Raw genomic sequence first — 21,740 nt, 5'->3', positions numbered from 1 at the left:
TGCGTTTAATTTGTGACTGGGGCTGATGTTGACTGAGATACTGCGTGGGATGCCGCAGGTACTGAAGCCGATGCAGAGGAACTGCCAGTGGCGTTCGCTCCACCTTTACGATTCTTCCCATGCCCCCGCGATGCATCGTCGCCACCCGCATCAGGCTTGGCATTACGGTCAACCAGCTTCACTTTGGCGCCTTCTCGCAGTTTATCCAAACCGTCGGTTACGACTTTTTGACCTGCCTGTAAACCGCTTTCGATAATCGTGTTGTCACCTGACACAGGGCCAGAAACAACTTTACTTATACTCACTGTGGAATCTTCGTTGACGATATAAACATAGCTACCAACTTTACCAAGTTGTATTGCCGGCGTTGGCACTGTAAGAACGTTTGTTCTGGCGCCTAACTGCAAATGCACATTGACAAACTGATTTGGAAACAGGCTTTGTTTTTCATTTGAAAATTTCGCCTTCAGATTCACTGTGCCAGTTGCAGTATTAAGCTGATTATCGATCGCTAATAACATTCCTTCAGCAATTTTGTGTTTATTGTCTCTGTCCCATACTTCCACTTTCAATTGCCCATTTGCCTCTTGTGAAGCAGCCAGAACATTGCTCAGGCTTGTTTCTGGGACTGAGAACAAAACATTGATAGGATCGATTTGTGTGATCACAACCACGCCATTCGCGTCACTAGAATGAACAATATTGCCGGGATCCACCTGGCGCAAACCAACGCGGCCAGTTACGGGCGCGGTAATGCGGCTATAACTTAATTGCAATTTAGCATTTTCGACAATACCCTGGTCATTTTTGACCGTCCCCTGATATTGCTGCTCCAAGGCTTCTTGCGTATCGACCTGTTGCTTAGCGATCGAATTTTGCGCCAATAACTGACGATAACGTTGCAAATCCAATTGGGCATTTTTCAATAAAGCCTGATCACGCAGCAACTGTCCCTCTGCCTGCATCAACGCTGCCTGATATGGACGCGCATCTAACTCAGCAAGCAGTTGCCCTTGCTTAACCAACTGCCCTTCAACAAAATGAACTTTTTCCAACTGCCCATCCACGCGACTCCGAACTGTGACTGTGTAAGTTGAATTTACTGTGCCCAAAGCCGCCATTTGCAAAGGCGCATCTTGTTTGACTACCGCTGCTATACCAACCGCGACTGGCATCCCGCCTTTTCCCTGCCAACCACCAGCTGCGGCTGGCTGCTTATGTGTAATCCACCAAATACCTGATACAACTCCAGCAATCACGACCGCAGTAACGGCATAGCGCATGCCCCGAGAAAATTTATTATTAGAGTCTGACATGATTATTTTTTCAGAAAAAGTAGATTTCATTTTTTTGCAACAAAATGAGCAAATAGCAGATAAATAGCAGATATTAAGAGCGTTTTTTTGCAATCTCGAATAGCACACAAGCAAAACGGCGCGGCACAATAAAGGGCTTATATCATAGGGGAGGCATTAATCGAAAAGCAACCGTCCCTTTGTATAGAGTTGTTTCAAGAAAATCATGTGACAGCATCAAACGCCAGCAAAAAAATTGTTGATCATAAACATTGAGGGCATATGCAAAATATCAACGATTTTGCATATGCCCTCAAACAAACATGAGTTACCAGCCTGAGATAGTCAAGCAAGTAAAAAGTTCAAAATAAATATTGCATTGTTAGTGTCGCTTTTTCTTGCTCAACTTGCAGGGTTACATCACTGCCAACTACCAGGCTGGCATGATCGCGAATATGTCCAAATGGAAGACCGGTCAATACCGGGATAGAAAGAATACTGCGTACATACTTTAACATTTCAGCAAAGTCGTAGCCATTGTCATGAGGTGCCAACCGATAACCAGAAAAATCACCAAGAACGATTGCCTTCTGTTTTGCCAGAACACCAGCAAAATGCAATTGCAACAGCATGCGCTCTACTCTGTAAGGATGCTCACCGATATCTTCCAGAAATAAAAGCCCGTCTTCCAATTGCGTCCAATATGGCGTACCCAGGGTATGCACCAACATCGCCAGATTACCGCCCCATAAACGCCCTTGGATTTGCAGGTCGGGCGTACCCTCACTCACAAATTCAACGCTATGTTGAGTACCAGATAAACAGGCAAAAAACTGGCTTACCGTATAGTCGGACACATTATCAGAATGACTAAAATCACCCAGCATAGGTCCTGCGACACTTTTCACGCCGCGCGCCAACATCGCCTGATGCATTAATGTGAAATCGCTATAACCAACAAATTTCTTCCCACTCTTCGCCAATAAATCCAGATTCAAATACGGGAGTATGCGTGAAAAGCCATAACTACCACGCAAAGCGATCACCACATCCACATCAGGATTTGAGGCGGCCGCATGCATCTGCTCAACACGCAGTTGATCACTGGCTGCAAAACGTTGAAATTTTTCTTCGGGGTGATAATAACTGTGAACCTGATGGCCACATTGACGCAAAAAAGTGATGCCCCGGATGACCGCATCTTCATCAAGAGGCGCACCACTTGGCGCAACAATGGCAATTTTTAAATGAGAAATAGGAGTCGCTGCTGTTGCAATCGTGGTTTGCATGGAGAAAACTCAAATAGATGGAATTTCGGATTTAGCCTGACGTTTTTTTTCTGCGACCTCACGACGTCGGCTGGCAAAAAAATCTTTTAGTAATTGCGCACATTCTTCAGCCAAAACGCCGCCGCTGACCTGCGTGTGATGATTCAATTGTGATTGCTCAAAAATATTCAGCACAGATCCAGCAACACCCGTTTTGGCATCAGTCGCGCCAAATACGACGCGCGCCAATCGCGCATGCATCATCGCTCCGGCGCACATGACGCATGGCTCCAACGTGACATACAGTTCGCAGCCAGGTAAACGATAATTACCCAACACCTCAGCCGCACGGCGCAAAGCCATAATTTCAGCGTGCGCTGTCGGATCATGATCAACGATGGGCCTATTGTAACCAGTAGCGATAACAATACCATCTTTCACGACCACCGCGCCAACAGGAACCTCGCCTTCATTCCACGCCAACTGTGCCTGCGCACAAGCGGCGCGCATAAAAAAAATATCTGAAGCCGCCTGATCAGCATGACCAACATGACCAGGAACAGCATTCAGATTATTGTCTTGCATCACAAAATTATCCGTCGATCTCAGCCCAGCAATTGGGCGTTTCATAAAGAGTGACTTTAGCCAGCTTCAGGTTGCGACCAAAATGATCTTGATAAACGTCTTTCAAAATATCAAAAGCAATCTTCGCCAGATTTTCGACAGTGGGTACGCGATCGATTACCACCGTTTTATGGCCAGGCAATTTCTCTAAGAAATTTTTGATAATGTAATCCTTCTCATAGACGATGAAGGAATGGTCCCACAAATTGACCAGATGTTTATTGGCGAGCGCCTTGATATCACCAAAGTCCATAATCATGCCATTATCGGACTCACCGTCCTGCTGCACCACTTCACCGGTCAAGGTAATTTGCAAGGTATAGCGGTGACCGTGCAAATTACGACACTGGCTGCTGTGATCGGGAATACGATGACCTGCATCGAATTCCATTTTTCGGGTAATCGTTAACATGAAAAGCTTACGGAATTTGTAAAAGTTTATGTGTCTGCAAACTCAGCTTCCATTGTGGATGCTGTTTACAGAAGTCAATTGCACGACGCAGATTATCATCCCTCAAAGGACCATCCATTGCCTGTACAAAGTAATGTTCAAAATCAAGATTAGCATATGCTGCCATATCCTGACCAAATTGCGGGATAACGACTTTAATCTCATTACCCTTGTGCACAACAAGCTGCGAGCCCATCTTAGGACTGACGCAAACCCAATCAACCCCTTCAGGTACTGGCAAAGTGCCATTCGTTTCAATGGCAATTTCAAAGCCAACAGCGTGCATGGCACCAATCAGCGCTGCATCCAACTGCAACAGCGGCTCACCACCAGTGAATACCACGTATTTACTGGCAGGATACGATTGTGGCCACAAAGCATTGATAGTCGCCGCAAGCTCTTGCGCCTGCTTAAATTTGCCACCACCCTCACCATCCGTGCCTACAAAATCGGTATCACAAAACTGACACACTGCCGACGAACGATCTTCTTCACGTCCAGTCCATAAATTACAACCAGAAAAACGGCAAAACACAGCCGGACGCCCGGCATGATTGCCCTCGCCCTGCAAAGTGTAAAAAATTTCTTTGACGCTATAGGTCACGTCTTATTCCCAGGAATCTAATGGCCCACAAGACCGTCCAGGCTCACCAATACGATAAATCAATGCTGTTTTGCTATGCAAACCGGAATAATTTGGATGATGAATGCCAGATGAAATAATTTATGCCAGAAAACCACATAAATTACGCTGAACCGTGAATCATACCACAGCCGCAGAACAAACTTGCCTACTTCTTCTTTTCGTGCTGTTTAAGCATTCCATCACCAACGTTTTAATCAAGCGTTTTTTTGCTACTTTCAAAGTTAGCAAATCAAATTTTACATTTCAACCATCGACACTACCCCATCAAAGCCGCATAGACCTTTTGCACTGGCAATTGCAAAAGATGATTGCACAATCACTGAATTAACATTTCTCCACTTTCATTTTACATTCCCTGTGACATATTGATATACAGCAACATCGCATGAGCAGTGTCGCGAAATGCAGATCATAAGTTGCTTACGACTAATTTAATTCAATGGTGGCAAAAATGAAATTCTCAGCCTTGACAGTCAAAGCAAAGATGATCACCGGATACGCGTCAGTCCTTGCTCTTTTAGCGATCATTTCAGCCCTCGGACTTTATGGAATGTCAGTCACCAATGATAAATTAAAACATGTCACTGAAGTCAATGCCGTCAAAATGGCATTACTTGAAGACATGTCCAATTCTGTTCATGTTGTGTCGCGCGTCATCAGATCACTGGCACTGATTTCCGATCAGGCCACTTACGATCACGAATTCGCTAAAATCGGTGCCGCCAGAGAAGAATATAACAAAGCATTTGACGATTTAAAGAAAATGCCACTGGATCAAAAAGGTCTGGACTTCGTTGCCGAAATAGAGCGCGACATGAATGACGCCAGACCCAAAAATAATCACTTTCTTGAACTCGCAAAACAAGACAAACAAGCTGGTGTCGACTTCTTATTAAAAGTAGCCAATCCAGCAACCGGCATGTGGCAAGATCACATTCACCAATTTATCAATTTACAACGTGAGAAAAATAAAAATGATGAATTAGCTGCGGCAGAGGCCTACGCCAATTTGCGCTCCCTCATACTACTACTGGCGTTTGCTGCCATCGGATGCGCGGCAATCATAGGCACCTTAATCACCCGCTCTTTATTACGCCAACTTGGCGCAGAACCAAGCTACGTCAACAAAGTGGCTGCGCAGATTGCTACTGGCGATCTGACAGTAGAAATTGATGTCAGTAAAGCGCAAACAAACAGTCTCATTTATGCCATCAAAACCATGCGCGACAACTTCGCTGACATTGTGGGCAAAGTCGCTCGCGGCGCGGAAACAATAGCCAATGCGTCAGCCGAAATTTCTACTGGAAATATGGAATTATCGTCACGCTCTGAGTTACAAGCCAGCTCACTGGAAGAAACCGCCTCATCAATGGAAGAATTAACCAGCACCGTAAAACAAAATGCCGAGAATTCTCTCCAGGCAAATCAACTTGCCAGCACTGCGTCTGAAGTCGCCGGCAAAGGTGGAAAAATGGTGGGCGACGTCATCGCAACCATGGGCGCTATCAATGACTCATCGAAAAAAATCGTCGACATTATTAGCGTCATCGACGGCATTGCATTCCAGACTAATATCCTCGCGTTGAATGCCGCCGTTGAAGCCGCACGTGCAGGAGAACAAGGTCGCGGCTTTGCAGTCGTCGCCAGTGAAGTCCGCAACCTGGCACAACGCAGCGCCACTGCCGCCAAAGAAATTAAAACCCTGATCTCAGACACCGTAGAAAAAGTAGCCAATGGCGCGAAGATGGTAGATGAAGCTGGCGCCACGATACAAGAAGTTGTCATCAGCGTCCAACGTGTATCAGCAGTGATTAGTGAAATTACGAATGCCAGCCAGGAACAGACCGCCGGCATCGATCAAATCCATATGGCGGTTGCCCAAATCGACGAAACCACACAGCAAAATGCCGCTTTGGTCGAAGAAGCTGCAGCAGCGTCACAATCACTCAATGAACAAGCCGCTGAACTCGAAAAACTGGTGCATTCATTTAAAATCAACCATGATTTGGATAAAAATCCCAAAAGCCAACAACCCCTAAAACTAAAAAAAGCGGCAGCAATTAAACCAGCCAGCACTCCAAATCAAAGAAAGCTCAAAATGGTGCCCGCCCTGCCACCAAAGAAAAGAGAAAAAATGGCAAACACTGACAAGGACTGGGTTGAGTTTTAAACCAACGTGAATCAACATAACACGTCAAACACAAAAAGCCCGCAACGATGCGGGCTTCTGGGGTGTCTCTGCCAATCAATACCTGGTGTTGCCAGACATCAAATCACTCCCACTTAGTCATCAATAGAGCCGGAAAACAATATGAAATTAAGCAACTAGCATTTGCGCTGCGTGTCAATACCATACAAAATGCCATGCTAAGAAACCCTCTAAGCTATACAGCTCGCGCAGCTCGACGAAAAGCGTTTTTCGAGTGACCGCTTACGCCACAAAGCTGTCATTCAAAATACCGAGGGAAATGCGAGATGAAATCTGCTATCCACCGGCAATGTGACGCCGCTTCAATGTGCGGATTGCTCTGGTCGCCGGATATTCATCCAACTTAGGATATTGTTGACGGTAATATTCGTTCCAATAACTTATGGCACGACGTTCTAGCTTCTCAAAATATTTGGTATTCTCGTGAAGAAAATTTGTGTATTCATTATCATCTGCCCTCTGTAGAAATTTCTCAATATGAACGGTGATTTCTACTACGTACTCACCAAGAAGTTGAACAATGAAAGGGACTACCCAGTACTCATCTCGCAGGAGGAGTTCTTTGACACATTTTTCGCGCATGTACCCATCACAATGCCGACTACCGAGACAGAGCGCAACGATTTGCTCAGACCCACGACATCCAATACATTTAATCAGTTGCTCTTTGTCGTAGTACACGCGGTAGGGTATGCTAAGCGTATCACCCCTCAAATTGACTTGAAATGTGTCCGACGACGGCGGATGCTTTTGTCCGCTAGAGAGTCTAACGACGGTGGCTCGTGACACTACTGCGAGTTCATGAGGAAAGGCCCTAACCTCGGCAAACTCAGCGTAGGAATTTGCTGCGAGCCATTTATAGAGACGCGAAAATATAGAAATCACGGTTTGTCTTTTACTCGTTGCCGCCACAATCAGCGTTTGTTTAGCAAACGCCCGACGTCAAAGCGCGGATTGATCTAAATAATTGTAAGTGACAGCTCTTGGCCGACTGCAGGCAGCCATCTACTCTCCATTCTTTGACCGAGCAAGTTGATATATCTTATCTTCGACTGAAGGAGCTCGCAACATCAAGGTTTCGACCGGAGGAAATACTTTGGTAACCGCATGATATACGCCAACTGGGAAGCAGCAAAATTCCCGCTCACGTATAATCGTTCGTGCCCCTTCAACTTCCACTTCAATCGCCCCTTTGAGAACAATGAAACACTCATCGCTTGAGGTATGGCAATGGGGTACTTCTCCATCGCCAACCCAGCTCTCATTCGTATTGTTGTACCAAATCTGAAGCTGGTTAGACTGGAAACCGATATCGTCGGGCGGGACGCGCCCTGACAAGAGAGTTGAATGGTCGGGTAATGATTTATGATGAATCAGCGCCATGCATTGTCCTTAAAAATGAACACGATTAGCAGCTAGGAACGACTGGTCATGGCCGGCAGGTGACATCCTGTCCAACATTAAATGCCCTAATTTAAGAGTCAAGACTCGGAAATATTTTTGGAAGAAATAAAGGTAGAAATGTTGTAAGCAGGCGAGAAAATCCGGAAATTGCCCCAAGCATAAGCAGAGCCAACGCGAATTTAGCCGATTCAGACACATCGACTGGAAATGCTGACCGCGCGACCCAAAAACTAAGGCATGCCGCAACCAACCCAATTCCTCCGGCCATCAACTGAAACCATTTACGATTTTCCAGCAACATTAACTTTCCTTTTATTTTTTGAATCAAAGGCATATTGCCATACAAAAATTAGCAAAGCAATATCAATTCGGAGGTGTAAATGGATGACTGCTCATGGCCGACTTCGGCCTCGCTATCATTAATCAGCGCTAGGGTAATGGGAAATTCCCACACCGATTTCTAAACGCGCAACCAGTTGAACAAACTTTGGTGGTAAGTACGAACTTTGTGTAGTGTAACCATCCTTAGTTGCAACTGCAAAATCGAGAATCGCATTTTGCAGGCCAGGGAACGCAATAATTTTCGCGATTTCCGAAGCATGCCCTTTGAGGAATGCAGTTGCGTCGACAAGCTGATTGTCAAACTCAACGAAGTCAGCATCGCTTGCAATAAAGTTGGCGCCGGAGTCGGAATGAAATTTTCCTTTGAGGATGCGTGGCTCACCTTTTCTCCACATTCTACATACAGGGATTGCGCACTGTGCCAGCAAAGCATCAATGTCCAATAATTCACCAGAAATTCGAAAGACACAGCTCATTTGCGTTGTTCTCTTTTTTGTATATATGATTCCTGTGACCTCCACACTAAGATTCAAATACTTCTTTGTACCAATATGCTGTGAGAGTCTGAAACCAATTTGCGTTGGACTCGTTCGCGAACTGCGCAAGTTCCGTCATATTCCCTTCGTATCTTCGATATAGTGCAATCAGTTCCCGAAGACTAGCTGCCGCAAGACGCTTGGAGCGCAGAAGTATCGTCAGCTCACGACCGCTTCCCGCAACATCAGTTACACCAGGGATTGATTTTAGCCGTCCGAAGAAAGTAGCCTCATCATTTTTTGAATAGTACCGCATCGGAGCGGTCCAAATTAGTTTTGCCATTTCTCTCCAAATAGCCGTCGTTTCTATTTCTAAAATCGGCCGCGAGTAACGTACATCAGATTACCGAGCAATGCTTATCAACATTAAATCCTGCTAAGAAGTTTGGTATTTGAATGATTTAGTCAATCATCTAGTGACCAATAATCTGATATCGAGCGGCTACCAAAATTTTGTGACTGGAACCACGATTCCAGTGAAAATAGCCCAATCCGGCGATGACGGATTTAAGCCTTTAACGATACCAATGTCCACGGTCATGCGTTTAGTCGGGCTGTAACTCACCGCAGCCAGAAATTGTGCCGTATTCGGCACAAGGCGTCGTTTGGTGCCTGAGACTTCCAAGTCCAACTGCCATTTGTCGTCAACGGTATAGGAAAGCGATCCGGCCCAACCGGTTTGAACAGCCCCTTCCAAAGCATCCGTGCCACCTAGGTGCGTCGCATTTAGGTTGAGATCAATTTGAATTTGGCCAAAATCATGACTAACAATTCCGTTGATGCCGTAATCCACCTTTCCGGTACCTATTGCCGTGTTCGCCGTGGGCGACTTTACATTGAATTCAAGTCCCAACGCGGTGGACTCGCTGATCAAAAATGCCCGCTTAAGTGCGGCGGTTGTATCACCAAATCCACGATCCACGACACCGTTGTTGGCATTGCGAACCCAGGCTTCGCCGCCTAAAAGCACACCCCAATTTTCATTAAAAGCCAGCTTAAGTAGGTAAGGTAAGCTGCCGCGACTCACGTCACCAGTCTTAGCGCTGAGTCCACCAAATTCGAGCTCCAACTGCCCTGGAGACGACAACTGCGCCGGATTGGATACGGTGGGCCGGTATGGCACAACACCGTCGTCCGCCTCGGCGTGCGCTAGCGAGCAAAGTAGCGAAGTACACACAATTGGCACAATGTGGCGTCTAACCATGGTTGACTTTCATTCAATGTAAAAAATAAGATAAAGCTTGCCACAAATCGCGCTTCGAAAATCACGCGTTGAATATTTTTTTATCTTTGCTAGCCTGAATTGGCATAGCAGGCATACCTTGGTGTGAGCTTCCCCTGCTATTAGGATCACGCGAAAATATGGTGCCAAAACTTGGTTCGCCTAATTGTTCAAAGGTCGACGGCAATTGGATCTTCACTACTTCCAAAAATGGGGGGGCGCCAGATAAGCTAATGCTGCAAATCCAAAGAATAACCAAAGACTAAAAGGCAGGGATGCCATAAGCGTCCTATCAAAAAAATATAATACTCAACTGCCGACGGGTTTCAATGCCATTGCCAACATCCGGTTGGTGTCGAAAGCGGACATCGATGGCATCAGTACAAGCACTGCAATGCGCCCGGTTGTCGATACCATGGCGTTTGCCGATACGGTCACATGGTATTTGCTATATCTTCGATTCAGTGTCGGCCCTATGCCATGAAAAATGCCATTGATAATGTAGTCAACATCATCAATGGCACATCATTAACACAATAGAATCAATGGGTTAAAAAACAACCTCATTCCCACTCGATGATCAATAACACATTAAAACGCTATAAAATCAACCAGCTAGCGTTTGCACTGCGTGTCGATACCATACAAAATACCATATCAAAAATACCTGGAAGCGGCATAGATCGCGACGGCCGACGCACAATGCTTTTCGACTGACAGCTTTGTGCCCACAACGGACATCGAACTCCCCACGAAGCAGACATTCAAAAATGCTGTGCAGAACATCTGTGCCATATGACTGATCATTAATTTTCCACAAATACTGGCGGAGGAGATTTCCAGCTTGCTGGCTTAATCAAGTCTTCGCTCGCTCATCCACTTCACTATTGCAGGGTCACGGTGCGAAAAGAAACTACTTTTAGCTGCGTCTATTTTTGCAATCCGTAACATTTCGTCTTCGGAAAGCACAAAATCGAAAATATCTAGATTTTCCTCCATTCGGACTTTTCGAACAGACTTGGCCAGTGACACCACACCGCGCTGAAACAGCCAGCGCAGCACGACTTGCCCAACTGATTTGCCGTACGTTTCGCCAATCGATGTCAACTCTTCATTTTGGAAAAGATTATTACGCCCTTCGGCAAACGGTGCCCAGGCTTCCGCCTGCACGCCGTTATCGCGCATAAAACTCACGCTTTCCTCCTGTTGATGGAAAGGGTTGATCTCAATTTGATTGACCGCAGGCGCAATTTCATTAAACGCGATGATATCCATCAGACGATCCGGTTGAAAATTGCTGACACCGATAGCGCGCAACTTACCTGCCTTGTAGGCTTCTTCCATGGCACGCCAAGAACCGTGCACATCGCCATACGGCTGATGGATTAAGTAGAGATCTAGATAGTCAAGCTGCAATCGGCGCAGTGATTTGTCGATGGCCGTCAACGTATTCTGGTAGCCAGTATCCTGCACCCAAAGCTTGGATGTGACGAACAGTTGATCACGCGTTACACCGCAGTTTTTCAGCCCTTTACCTACTGCCTCTTCGTTCATATAGGAAGTTGCCGTATCAATAAGCCGATACCCGGCTCCAATGGCATCGACAACACAGCGCTCGCATTCAACCTGGTCCGGAATCTGAAAAACGCCATAGCCTACGATCGGCATCCGGAGCCCATTGTTCAAGGTGACATATTGCATTTAAATTCCTTTCAAATTAATTCGATGATGGAGATTTATGCATTAAACAGCGGGATTCGATTCTGATGTGGGCGTGCCTGAAAAATATTGTGCGTCGGTGACTTTCTCCATCCAGTTCACATTTTTACCATCGAGTGCTTCTTGAACTGCGATATGTGTCATCGAAGTTGTTGGCGTGGCACCGTGCCAGTGCTTATGACCCGGTGGGCACCAGATTACATCACCCGCCCGGATCTCCACGATCGGTTCACCTTCACATTGTGTCCATCCGCATCCGGCGGTGACGATCAGTGTTTGTCCGAGCGGATGTGTATGCCACGCCGATCTGGCCCCAGGTTCAAATGTGACACTGGCACACGAGACACGGGAAGGCTCGGGTGCGATATTGAGCATGTCAATTCGTACGTTCCCGGCGAAATATTCTTCAGGGCCTTTTATTGATGGCTGCGAGCCTACGCGTTTGAGTTGCATAAGAAATTTCCTTTAGGTTCATTGGATATATTCATTATTGAGTACGAAAAATTGGCTCAATAACGCCAATTTTTTTAGTCGATCATTTTGCGGCAAGTTCGCCGTACCAATACGACGCTGTCACCCCGCCGTCCATGAGGAAGTCGCTACCGGTAATGAAACCGCCATCCTCGCCCATGAGCAGTGCGCCAACGGCACCGACCTCATCGGGCGTGCCGCCGCGTTTGGCAGGAGACAGGTCGATCATACGGCGATAGCCTTCTCCGCGAGGGCCGTTCAGCTCATCCCTGGCAAGGGGCGTGAAGATAATACCCGGACTGATGGTATTGATGCGCGCGCCGCGTTTTCCCCACCGAACTGCTTCGGCCATAACCCGCAGAGAATTTCCCCGCTTCGAAAGCTGGTAGGCATGCAGAGAGTCTTTAATTTGATCCGATTGCAGCATCGGAAGCGCGAGTAATTGCTCGGTGGGAGTAGTGGCAAGCGCTGTGTTCTGCTCTGTACTAAGACCAGGCAAGCGGTGCCCGGATTGCGATGCAATAACGACTCCCGCGCCACCCTCGGCGATTACGTTACCGAACTCTTCTAGAATCAGGGCGGTGCCGTATAGATCAATCTTCAGGATAGTAGCTGGTGTGGCCTGGGACGGTGAAACACCGGCTGCATGAATCAGGCCCGTTACGTTTCCGAGGGCTGTAGCCGTTTCAACAAGCGCATGAACCGATGCACGTGAGCCCACATCGACAACAGCCGTTGTTACTTCGAATCCAGCATCAGCAAGAACCTTTGCGGCGGCGTCCGCATTCTCCTGCTTCAGGTCTGCCAGCAACACATGCTTTCCGGCACTTACACGGCGTGCGATAGCCTGTCCGATTGAACCGGCGCCTATGACAACAATCACTTTGTTCATAATCTAACCCTTCGTAGTTGAATTGAAATGGTTTAATTCGGCGAATTTACTTACCGACCAGCTTTTGACGGTCCGCCGAATATCGCGCACCTTGAATGGGAACACCGGAAACTGCCGATTCAATTTCGCTCAGGTCTTCGGTTGACAGTTCGATTTCGGTCGCACCTGCATTTTCTTCAAGGCGATGCAGCTTGGTGGTGCCTGGAATAGGAACGATCCATGGTTTCTGTGCAAGCAGCCAAGCAAGGGCCATTTGCGCCGGGGTTACGCCCTTGCGCTTTGCGATACCTGCCAGTGCATCGACGAGAGCTTGGTTAGCCTGACGTGCCTCTGGTGCAAAACGCGGGACAGAATTGCGGAAGTCGTTCGCCCCAAATGTCGTTTCACCGTTGATTGCGCCCGTCAGAAAACCCTTACCAAGCGGACTGAACGGTACGAAGCCTATACCTAGATCTTCCAGCAGTGAAAGAATCTCTTGCTCAGGTTCACGCCACCACAGTGAATATTCGCTTTGTAACGCTGTGATGGGTTGAATTGCATGAGCGCGCCGAATAGTGTCAACGCCAGCTTCGGACATACCAAAATGCTTCACCTTTCCTTCACGAATGAGTTCCTTGACTGTGCCAGCCACATCTTCGATCGGCACAGCAGGATCAACGCGATGCTGGTAGAACAGATCGATGCGGTCTGTGCGTAGGCGCTTTAAGGCGTCTTCAGCAACCTCACGAATGCGTTCCGGCCTGCTGTCGAGCCCTTTGCTAATATCGCCATTCCGAAAACCGAACTTGGTTGCAATCACAACCTGATCACGCATTGGAGCAAGTGCTTGGCCAACTACGCTCTCATTGATGAACGGCCCGTACGCTTCCGCAGTATCAAAGAAGGTGATGCCGCGTTCGAACCCTGCACGGATCAGCTTGATTGCTTCTCCCGTATTGGTTGCTGGTCCATAGCCGTAGCTCAAGCCCATACAGCCAAGCCCCAGAGCGGACACTTGTAATCCACTTTTACCTAATTCTCGCTTTTGCATATTAATTTCTCCGATGATTGTTTTAACTGCGAATTACTGACTTACGCCGATGCTGCAGCCGACATACAGCTTTGGATCCAGCGACAGCTTGACGATCAAATCCGACAGACTATTCAACGATATGTCGTGTCCGAGGAATGGCTCGCCCTTTTGCGTGATTTGGTAATCGATTTTCGGGTTTTGCGTAAACCAGCCGGGACGCAGAACCGTGTAGTCTAGATTTGATACTTCGATGACGGCAGCGGCGTCGCGGTATGGGTCCAGTATGCTGCGATATTTTTCGCCTGGTACTTCGCCATAGATGCCCATTGAGCTGACGAAGATCAGTCGCTTCAAACCGGCTTTGTCCATCGCGGCCACGATGCTTTGTGCCTGCTTGTTCAAATCCCCAGCAAGACTGGCAAACACCACGTCCTGATCGCGCATTGCGCTGATCAAAGCTGACATGTCAAGAACATCACCCTCGACCACCGTCACGCGTTTTGGATCTGGGTTCTTTAGTCGGCTCGCACGACGCAAATAAAGAGTAAGTCTCGCATTCGAGTTTGCAAGAAAGCGCGCCGTTGTGTGGCGAGCGACTTGACCGTTTGCGCCGAGGATAAGAACACGGGTCATTTCTCTGTCCTATCGATCAGCAAGTGAAGTAAGGTCTTCCGAGAACGGTCCGTACACTTCTGCCGTGTCGAAAGAGGTCACACCGCGCTCAAATGCACCGCGAATCATGGCAATGCCTTCAGACTTATCCGACGCGGGCCCAAGTCTAAAACAAAGGCCCATACAGCCACGACCGAGTTCAGAAACAATAAGATCGTTGCGACCTAATTGACGAGTTTTCATGACGTTTTCCTGTTATTTGTTGATGTCACGAAGCTTAGGCCTGTTGACATTCAATGACTAGACTGTTAAAACGACATGCAGTTATTAGGAGAACTAATTAATGGCAGGATTTGATGACCTTGCTGCCTTTGCTGCGGTCGTGCGTGCAAAGAGTTTTACCCGGGCGGCCGCTCAGATGGGAGTTACCCAGTCTGCTCTGAGTCAAACTGTCCGTGCCCTAGAGCTCAGGCTTGATCTAAAGCTGCTTAACCGGACGACACGCAGCGTTTCACCTACGGAGGCGGGAGAGCAATTATTTCGCACTGTCGAACCTCGATTGGCCGAGATCGAAGCTGAACTGGCCGTCCTGGGCAACATGCGAGGCAGACCAGTCGGCAATGTTCGGATCACAGCGACTGAACACGCGGTCCGATCTATTGTTTGGCCAAGACTATTGCCGTGGCTACCAAATTATCCGGAAATTAAGATCGAGATCAGCAGCGACAACCGTTTTGTCGATATTGTGGCGGAGCGTTTTGACATTGGTATTCGTCTTGGTGGCGACGTTGCAAAGAACATGATTGCGTTGCGAATTGCACCGGACATGCGCATGGTTGTGGTAGGGAGTCCGGCTTATTTAAAACGAAATCCGCCGCCGCAATCACCGCAGGAACTGAGTGAGCACGACTGTATCGGCTTGCGATTACCGACCTACGGTGGCTTACTGGCGTGGGAATTTAAAAATGGTGGAAAAATTACTAACGTCCATGTCGAGGGACGTCTTTTGTTCAACCGCAGCGACCTCATGGCAGATGCCGCTGTCGCTGGACACGGACTGGCATGGCTTCCTGAGGACATGGTTCAGGAACATCTTGCAGCAGGTCGGCTGGTTACAGTTCTGGACGACTGGGGAATCACTTTCCCCGGATATCACCTTTACTACGCAAGTCGTCGTTCATCGCTAGCGCTTTCCCTTGTTATTGATGCCTTGCGAATTCCTAAATCGAGATGATCTCCGTCAGTGAGAATAGTGCAATCTGTCAGCTTTGTGCCGAAAACGGACATTGATGGCATCAACACAAGCGCTGCAATGCACCCGGTTATCGATACCATGGCGTATGCCGAAACGGTCACATGGTATCAGCTATATTTTCGATTCAGCATCGACCCCATGCCATGAAAAATGCCATTGATGATTCAATCAAGATCATCAATGGCATTCATTTAACTCAATAGAATCAATGGGTTAAAAAACAGCCTTACTCCCACTCAATCGTCGCAGGCGGTTTTCCAGAAATGTCGTACACCACGCGGTTGATACCGCGTACTTCGTTAATGATGCGGTTAGAGACTTTGCCTAATAATTCGTGCGGCAGATGCGCCCAGTGTGCAGTCATGAAATCTTGCGTTTGTACAGCGCGCAACGCCACAACGTAGTCGTAAGTGCGGCCATCGCCCATTACGCCAACAGATTTGACTGGCAAGAATACGGCAAATGCCTGGCTTGTGGCGTCATACCAACTGACTAGCTTTTCTGCATTTTTATCGACAAAGTTATTGCGCAGTTCTTCGATGAAAATCGCATCTGCTTTGCGCAGCAAATCAGCAAATTCTTTTTTGACTTCACCAAGGATGCGCACACCGAGGCCAGGACCAGGGAAAGGATGGCGATACACCATGCCATGTGGCAGACCAAGTGCTACACCGAGCTTACGCACTTCATCTTTAAAAAGTTCACGCAAAGGCTCTAATAATTTCAGATTCAAGGTGTCTGGCAGACCACCGACGTTGTGATGGCTCTTGATGGTGTGTGACCCTTTTTTGCCTTTACCAGCACTCTCGATGACGTCAGGGTAAATCGTGCCTTGTGCCAGCCATTTTGCATTGCTGAGTTTGGCTGATTCCGCCTGAAATACTTCGACAAATTCACGGCCGATGATTTTACGTTTTGCTTCAGGATCAGTAACGCCTTCAAGATGCCCCATAAATTGCGCTGTCGCATCAACGTGTATTACTTTAACGCCCAGGTTTTTACCGAACATCTCCATGACCATTTTGCCTTCATCGAGACGCAACAGACCATGATCTACAAAGACGCAAGTCAGTTGATCGCCAATCGCGCGATGGATCAATGCAGCAGCAACACTACTATCAACACCACCCGACAAGCCAAGAATCACTTCGTCCGTCCCAACTTGCTCGCGGATCGAAGCAACGGCTTCGGCGATATAGTCTGGCATGTTCCAGTCAGATTTACAGCCACAAATTTCGTGCACAAAACGGCCAATAATAGCCTCACCCTGGACTGTGTGGGTAACTTCGGGGTGGAACTGCACCGCGTAAAAACGGCGCTCTTCGTCCGCCATCGCAGCGATCGGACAATTGTCTGTTGATGCCATCAATTTAAATCCTGGCGGCATTTCATTCACTTTGTCGCCGTGGCTCATCCAGACCTTCAACATGCCATGACCTTCTGGTGTCACGAAATCGTTGATGCCGTTCAATAAGGCTGTGTGGCTGCGTGCGCGCACTTCAGCATAGCCAAATTCACGTACCAGGCCATTTTCCACTTTACCACCCAGCTGCTCCGCCATGGTTTGCATGCCATAGCAAATCCCAAGAACAGGAACCCCAGCGTCAAAGACCGCCATTGGTGCACGTGGAGTATCTCCTTCTGTCACACTATTCGGGCCACCAGAAAGGATAATGCCTGATGCGCCGTACTCGCGGATAAATTCATCACTGACGTCATACGGATGCACTTCGGAAAATACACCAGCATCACGGACGCGACGGGCGATCAATTGCGTGACTTGTGAACCAAAGTCGAGGATAAGGATTTTAGAATGCATAATTCAAATTATCAGGTCAGGTTGCCCGGGCATAGCCTGTACAACAGTATTGTTTCCCGCACTCCTTGCAGATAGCAGGGCTTTTTCAGCTAGGCTGATTAATAGTTCAGGATCTGCATCAGGGTATGTGTCGGTTGACACTACACCTGCGCAAATCGTCATTGTCGTTTCTACGTTTTCTACCAATTCTGGATGCGTCATAATTGCCAACCTGATCCGCTCCGTCACAGCCATGACAACAAGGTGTGATGCTCCAGGCAAAACGATCAACAATTGATCACTGCCAAACCGTCCCAAGGCATCAAACGGACGAATACAAGATCTGATCCGGCTGACAGTACGAATTAACAACTGATCACTCAATGCTGCACCGTGAACTGCACGCAAATCATCAATTTGATCAGGATAGACGAATAAGAGCGAAAGCGGCTTTTGTGCCTTACTGCACCGTTCCATCTCAATCTTCAACGAACGGGCTATCGCAACTTTATTCCACGTTCCCAACAGAGGGTCAATCAATGACTCTCGTTTTAAATTTCTATTTTGTTTAACCAGCTCGATTTGATTTTGATAAATTACACCAAGTGCTAGCTCGCGCTCGATAATGGTTGCAAAATCAGCCAACAACAAATGCTGATTTTCAGTGAGCTCTCGTGTCTGATAATCTAACAACCTGATGCAACCGACCAATTTCGCGTCTTGCCCATAGATTGGATATGAAACATAAAAACGGATAAACGGGTCGCCCATCACGTGCCTATGCTCCGCCAACAACGAATGCGCACTAAGATCAGAAATGACTAAAAACTCATCGGACAAAGGAAGACTGTCTGAAAAGCTCGCCTCCATTTCAGTAATGGAGCGACCACTACCGCCGGATCTACCACTCACATGCCCAAAGGTAACAAAACAATTTGCCACCGAGAATAACTGCAAACCTAATCGTTCAAAACGACCAATCTTGACATCGAATTTTTCAGTTAACATCCGTTCAAAACCGGTATTAACCACTAATGATGTCGTAGCGTTGAATCCTTCCAAACTTGTCGTCATGCAGTACCCCCGGCAAAGCTAGCTAATGTTAGTCAGCACGGTAATTTGGTGCTTCCTTCGTAATCTGAACGTCATGCACATGTGATTCGCGCATACCAGCAGAAGTAATTTCAACAAATTCTGCCTTCGTATGCAAATCGTCGATAGAAGCGCAACCACAATAGCCCATCGACGAACGAACACCACCAACCAATTGATACAGAATCGCCAAAACGCTACCTTTGTAAGGAACGCGCCCTTCGATCCCTTCTGGCACAAGCTTGTCGGCATTATTGGCAGAGTCCTGGAAATAACGATCAGCAGAACCATCCGCCATCGCGCCGAGACTACCCATGCCACGGTAAGATTTATAGCTACGACCCTGGAACAAAATGACTTCGCCAGGTGCTTCTTCGGTACCAGCAAACATACTACCCATCATCACAGTAGATGCACCAGCCGCCAATGCCTTCGATACGTCACCAGAGAAACGTACCCCACCATCCGCGATACAAGGAACACCAGTACCCTTAAGTGCATTTGCCACGTTAGCGATTGCAGAAATCTGCGGAACACCAACACCAGCCACGATACGTGTAGTACAAATAGAACCAGGACCAATACCAACCTTAACCGCATCGGCACCATGCTCAACCAAGGCCAATGCCGCGGCAGCAGTAGCAATATTGCCACCGATCACCTGAATGTGCGGATAATTATCTTTAACCCAGCGAACGCGATCCAGAACACCTTTAGAGTGGCCATGGGCGGTATCAACAACGATCACATCAACGCCAGCTTTCGACAGCAAATCGACACGCTCTTCATTATCTACACCAACACCAACGGCTGCGCCAACCCGCAATTTACCCAATTGGTCTTTCGATGCAAAAGGATGTTCAGTCGATTTTTGAATATCTTTAACTGTAATCAAACCACGCAATTCAAATGCCGCATTGACGACCAGTACACGCTCAAGGCGGTGCTTATTCATCAAACGCTTCGCCTCGGACAAATCAGCCGATTCGTCAACGTAGACTAATTTATCACGCGGTGTCATTTTGGCACGCGCCTCAGCATCCAACTCTTCTTCGAAGCGCAAATCGCGGTTGGTAATAATACCGACCACAACGTTGCCTTCAACGACCGGAAAGCCACTAATTCCATGTTGCTGAGATAAAGCGATCACTTCGCGGATTTTCATGCTTGGTGGAATAGTGATCGGATCACGCAACACACCAGACTCAAAGCGCTTGACCTTCGCCACTTCGCGAGCCTGCTCTTTAGCTGTCATATTTTTGTGAATAATACCGATTCCACCTTCCTGAGCCATGGCAATTGCAAGCCGTGCTTCAGTGACAGTATCCATGGCCGCTGAAATTAACGGGATATTTAAATGAATATCACGTGTTAATTTTGTAGCAAGCGAAGTGTCTTTCGGGAGGATGTCCGAATATGCCGGAACGAGGAGCACGTCATCGAATGTGAGTGCTTTTTGAAGTAAACGCATAGCATTTCCTATAGGCGCAAAAGCAAATTATACAGAAAACTTGCGAACTCGTCTCGCTACGTGTAAAACTCTTGCATCTTTTAATCCATTATTCATAACCATCGAGAGAACAACATGCTTAAGCAACGCACAATTCTCGCTTTAATCAGCACTTTCTTTGCCTGCGCTTCGGCTTGCGCCCAATACGTATGGGTCGACGAACATGGGAATAAGCAGTTTTCAGATACCCCGCCACCATCCACCGTACCCAAAAATCGTATTTTGAAAGGCAAAAATCTTATCGATAGCAATACGGACGCTGGCGATGCATCAAGTTCCAGCAAGGCAGCTGATACACCTCGCCAGAAAACTGATTCTATTGCCAGCCGAAACGAGGATTACAACAAACGCAAAGCTGAACAAGCAGAAAAAGATAAAAAGGCGGCAGAAGCACAGCAAGCTGCTAACGACAAAAGCAAAAACTGCGAACGGGTTAAGTCGTATCAAAAAACACTAGAATCTGGCGTACGCATTTCTACCACAGATAAAAATGGTGAACGCAACTACATGTCGGATGAACAGCGTGAAAAAGAGCTTGCTGACACCAAAAAAGCCAGTTCAGGTTGCTAAATAATCGGATTGTCTATTCTGATTATCGCCCATTTTTTACGGCGCGGCGACGACGCGCCTCCATCGGATCTGCAAGCAAAGGACGATAAATTTCTACCCTGTCATTGGGATGCAACTGCGACTCCAATGACTTCAACTTACCAAAAACCCCAACTTTTTGGGTTGCCAGATTAATCTCAGGTAATTGTTTCAAGATACCACTATATTCAACGGCATGAAGTAGTGTAGAGCCCAAAGGCACGCGAACCTCTAACAAAATGACTCCTGCGCCATCTGAATAGCACACCTGAACTGATATCATTTCGTTATTCTGCATAAATTGCTTCCGCCCTCGCGCAAAACGCATCGACAAAGCTGTTTGCTATTTTACTAAAAACGGGGCCAATCAAATGTTCCAATAATTTACTTGAAAATTCGTAATTCAGATCAAACTCTATCTTACAAGCATCAGCACGCAATTCGATGAATTGCCAACGACCGCTTAATTGTTTAAATGGTCCCTCCACCAGATTCATTTGCATAGAATGTGGTGCTTGATTTATATTTTTAGTCGTAAAACTTTGCTTTATGCCGTGATAATTAATTGAAAGCGTCGCCGTCAAGTCACTTTCCGTACGTTCGAGAAGCTTAACCTCACCACACCAAGGCAAAAAGTCCGGGTAATTTTCGACGCGCTCCACCAATGCAAACATTTGCGCTGCGCTATAACCAATAAAAACTGTTTTATGTACGACTGCCATCCAGGGTAACCATTTGGTAGAATCACAAGTTCGCATTTTAACCGAGTCATCCCCGCATCGAAATCCTCCTGG

At 47.3% G+C, this 21,740-nt stretch carries 24 protein-coding genes; 3 read left to right on the top strand and 21 right to left on the bottom strand.

Annotated features, from left to right (window positions below):
• Positions 1–5: 5 nt before the first annotated feature.
• The 5 genes from H8K32_RS01325 to queE form a co-directional block, all read right to left on the bottom strand.
• On the bottom strand, positions 6–1,316 hold the full coding sequence (locus tag H8K32_RS01325; RefSeq protein WP_246447060.1) for an MdtA/MuxA family multidrug efflux RND transporter periplasmic adaptor subunit: 1,311 nt from the start codon (positions 1,314–1,316) through the stop codon (positions 6–8).
• 341 nt (positions 1,317–1,657) lie between these two features.
• A complete protein-coding gene (locus tag H8K32_RS01320) occupies positions 1,658–2,584 on the bottom strand; it encodes an LD-carboxypeptidase (RefSeq protein WP_186910651.1) in 927 nt (308 codons plus the stop codon).
• A 9-nt stretch (positions 2,585–2,593) separates the two neighbouring features.
• Positions 2,594–3,148, bottom strand: coding sequence for a tRNA adenosine(34) deaminase TadA (gene tadA / locus H8K32_RS01315; protein ID WP_186910877.1), 555 nt, complete (start codon positions 3,146–3,148; stop codon positions 2,594–2,596).
• Between the two features lie 7 nt (positions 3,149–3,155).
• Entirely contained in the window at positions 3,156–3,599 is a 444-nt protein-coding gene (gene queD / locus H8K32_RS01310; protein ID WP_186910650.1) for a 6-carboxytetrahydropterin synthase QueD, read from the bottom strand.
• A gap of 7 nt (positions 3,600–3,606) precedes the next feature.
• Positions 3,607–4,242, bottom strand: coding sequence for a 7-carboxy-7-deazaguanine synthase (gene queE, locus H8K32_RS01305; RefSeq protein WP_186910649.1), 636 nt, complete (start codon positions 4,240–4,242; stop codon positions 3,607–3,609).
• A 493-nt stretch (positions 4,243–4,735) separates the two neighbouring features.
• Between queE and H8K32_RS20520 the strand changes: the two genes are divergently transcribed.
• Positions 4,736–6,454 (top strand): methyl-accepting chemotaxis protein, encoded by a 1,719-nt coding sequence (locus tag H8K32_RS20520; protein ID WP_186910648.1) that lies wholly within the window; start codon positions 4,736–4,738, stop codon positions 6,452–6,454.
• Between the two features lie 315 nt (positions 6,455–6,769).
• Here the strand turns inward: H8K32_RS20520 and H8K32_RS01295 are convergent, their stop codons facing one another.
• From H8K32_RS01295 to H8K32_RS01245, 11 genes are all read right to left on the bottom strand, one after another.
• Positions 6,770–7,075, bottom strand: a complete 306-nt coding sequence (locus H8K32_RS01295; protein ID WP_186910647.1) for a hypothetical protein — start codon at positions 7,073–7,075, stop codon at positions 6,770–6,772.
• A 423-nt stretch (positions 7,076–7,498) separates the two neighbouring features.
• Positions 7,499–7,876 carry a cupin domain-containing protein gene (locus H8K32_RS01290; RefSeq protein WP_186910455.1) on the bottom strand — a complete coding sequence of 126 codons (378 nt, stop codon included), beginning with the start codon at positions 7,874–7,876 and terminating at the stop codon, positions 7,499–7,501.
• Between the two features lie 91 nt (positions 7,877–7,967).
• A complete protein-coding gene (locus H8K32_RS01285) occupies positions 7,968–8,231 on the bottom strand; it encodes a hypothetical protein (protein WP_186910646.1) in 264 nt (87 codons plus the stop codon).
• An 85-nt stretch (positions 8,232–8,316) separates the two neighbouring features.
• A complete protein-coding gene (locus tag H8K32_RS01280; RefSeq protein WP_186910645.1) occupies positions 8,317–8,715 on the bottom strand; it encodes a hypothetical protein in 399 nt (132 codons plus the stop codon).
• A 502-nt stretch (positions 8,716–9,217) separates the two neighbouring features.
• Positions 9,218–9,979, bottom strand: a complete 762-nt coding sequence (locus H8K32_RS01275) for a transporter (protein ID WP_186910644.1) — start codon at positions 9,977–9,979, stop codon at positions 9,218–9,220.
• 870 nt (positions 9,980–10,849) lie between these two features.
• Complete coding sequence (locus H8K32_RS01270) at positions 10,850–11,698, bottom strand: aldo/keto reductase (protein ID WP_186910643.1); 849 nt, start codon at positions 11,696–11,698, stop codon at positions 10,850–10,852.
• A gap of 42 nt (positions 11,699–11,740) precedes the next feature.
• Complete coding sequence (locus H8K32_RS01265) at positions 11,741–12,169, bottom strand: (R)-mandelonitrile lyase (RefSeq protein WP_186910642.1); 429 nt, start codon at positions 12,167–12,169, stop codon at positions 11,741–11,743.
• Positions 12,170–12,251: 82 nt separating this feature from the next.
• Positions 12,252–13,079, bottom strand: coding sequence for an SDR family oxidoreductase (locus tag H8K32_RS01260; RefSeq protein WP_186910641.1), 828 nt, complete (start codon positions 13,077–13,079; stop codon positions 12,252–12,254).
• A gap of 46 nt (positions 13,080–13,125) precedes the next feature.
• Positions 13,126–14,109 (bottom strand): aldo/keto reductase, encoded by a 984-nt coding sequence (locus H8K32_RS01255; protein ID WP_186910640.1) that lies wholly within the window; start codon positions 14,107–14,109, stop codon positions 13,126–13,128.
• Positions 14,110–14,142: 33 nt separating this feature from the next.
• Positions 14,143–14,724 carry an NAD(P)H-binding protein gene (locus H8K32_RS01250; RefSeq protein ID WP_186910639.1) on the bottom strand — a complete coding sequence of 194 codons (582 nt, stop codon included), beginning with the start codon at positions 14,722–14,724 and terminating at the stop codon, positions 14,143–14,145.
• A 9-nt stretch (positions 14,725–14,733) separates the two neighbouring features.
• Entirely contained in the window at positions 14,734–14,946 is a 213-nt protein-coding gene (locus tag H8K32_RS01245; RefSeq protein ID WP_186910638.1) for an aldo/keto reductase, read from the bottom strand.
• A 100-nt stretch (positions 14,947–15,046) separates the two neighbouring features.
• On the opposite strand from H8K32_RS01245, the gene H8K32_RS01240 reads away from it, so the two are divergent.
• Positions 15,047–15,937: a LysR family transcriptional regulator gene (locus tag H8K32_RS01240; RefSeq protein ID WP_186910637.1), complete on the top strand. Its 891-nt coding sequence runs from the start codon at positions 15,047–15,049 to the stop codon at positions 15,935–15,937.
• Between the two features lie 247 nt (positions 15,938–16,184).
• Here the strand turns inward: H8K32_RS01240 and guaA are convergent, their stop codons facing one another.
• The 3 genes from guaA to guaB are packed head-to-tail and all read right to left on the bottom strand — an operon-like array spanning position 16,185 to position 20,319.
• A complete protein-coding gene (gene guaA, locus H8K32_RS01235) occupies positions 16,185–17,777 on the bottom strand; it encodes a glutamine-hydrolyzing GMP synthase (RefSeq protein WP_186910636.1) in 1,593 nt (530 codons plus the stop codon).
• 3 nt (positions 17,778–17,780) lie between these two features.
• A complete protein-coding gene (locus H8K32_RS01230; protein WP_186910635.1) occupies positions 17,781–18,830 on the bottom strand; it encodes a GGDEF domain-containing protein in 1,050 nt (349 codons plus the stop codon).
• 28 nt (positions 18,831–18,858) lie between these two features.
• Positions 18,859–20,319 carry an IMP dehydrogenase gene (gene guaB, locus H8K32_RS01225; RefSeq protein WP_186910634.1) on the bottom strand — a complete coding sequence of 487 codons (1,461 nt, stop codon included), beginning with the start codon at positions 20,317–20,319 and terminating at the stop codon, positions 18,859–18,861.
• 114 nt (positions 20,320–20,433) lie between these two features.
• On the opposite strand from guaB, the gene H8K32_RS01220 reads away from it, so the two are divergent.
• Positions 20,434–20,928: a DUF4124 domain-containing protein gene (locus tag H8K32_RS01220; protein WP_186910633.1), complete on the top strand. Its 495-nt coding sequence runs from the start codon at positions 20,434–20,436 to the stop codon at positions 20,926–20,928.
• Between the two features lie 22 nt (positions 20,929–20,950).
• Here the strand turns inward: H8K32_RS01220 and H8K32_RS01215 are convergent, their stop codons facing one another.
• Together H8K32_RS01215 and H8K32_RS01210 are read right to left on the bottom strand one after the other, a co-directional pair.
• Entirely contained in the window at positions 20,951–21,244 is a 294-nt protein-coding gene (locus tag H8K32_RS01215; protein WP_246447058.1) for an RnfH family protein, read from the bottom strand.
• A complete protein-coding gene (locus tag H8K32_RS01210; RefSeq protein ID WP_186910632.1) occupies positions 21,234–21,668 on the bottom strand; it encodes a type II toxin-antitoxin system RatA family toxin in 435 nt (144 codons plus the stop codon). The genes H8K32_RS01215 and H8K32_RS01210 overlap by 11 nt, the downstream gene beginning before the upstream one ends.
• Between the last annotated feature and the right edge of the window lie 72 nt (positions 21,669–21,740).

The organism is Cognatundibacterium jejuense, from assembly GCF_014284255.1.
Classification (GTDB): Bacteria; Pseudomonadota; Gammaproteobacteria; order Burkholderiales; family Burkholderiaceae_D; genus Undibacterium; species Undibacterium jejuense.
This window is presented reverse-complemented; position numbering and strand designations above follow the sequence as displayed.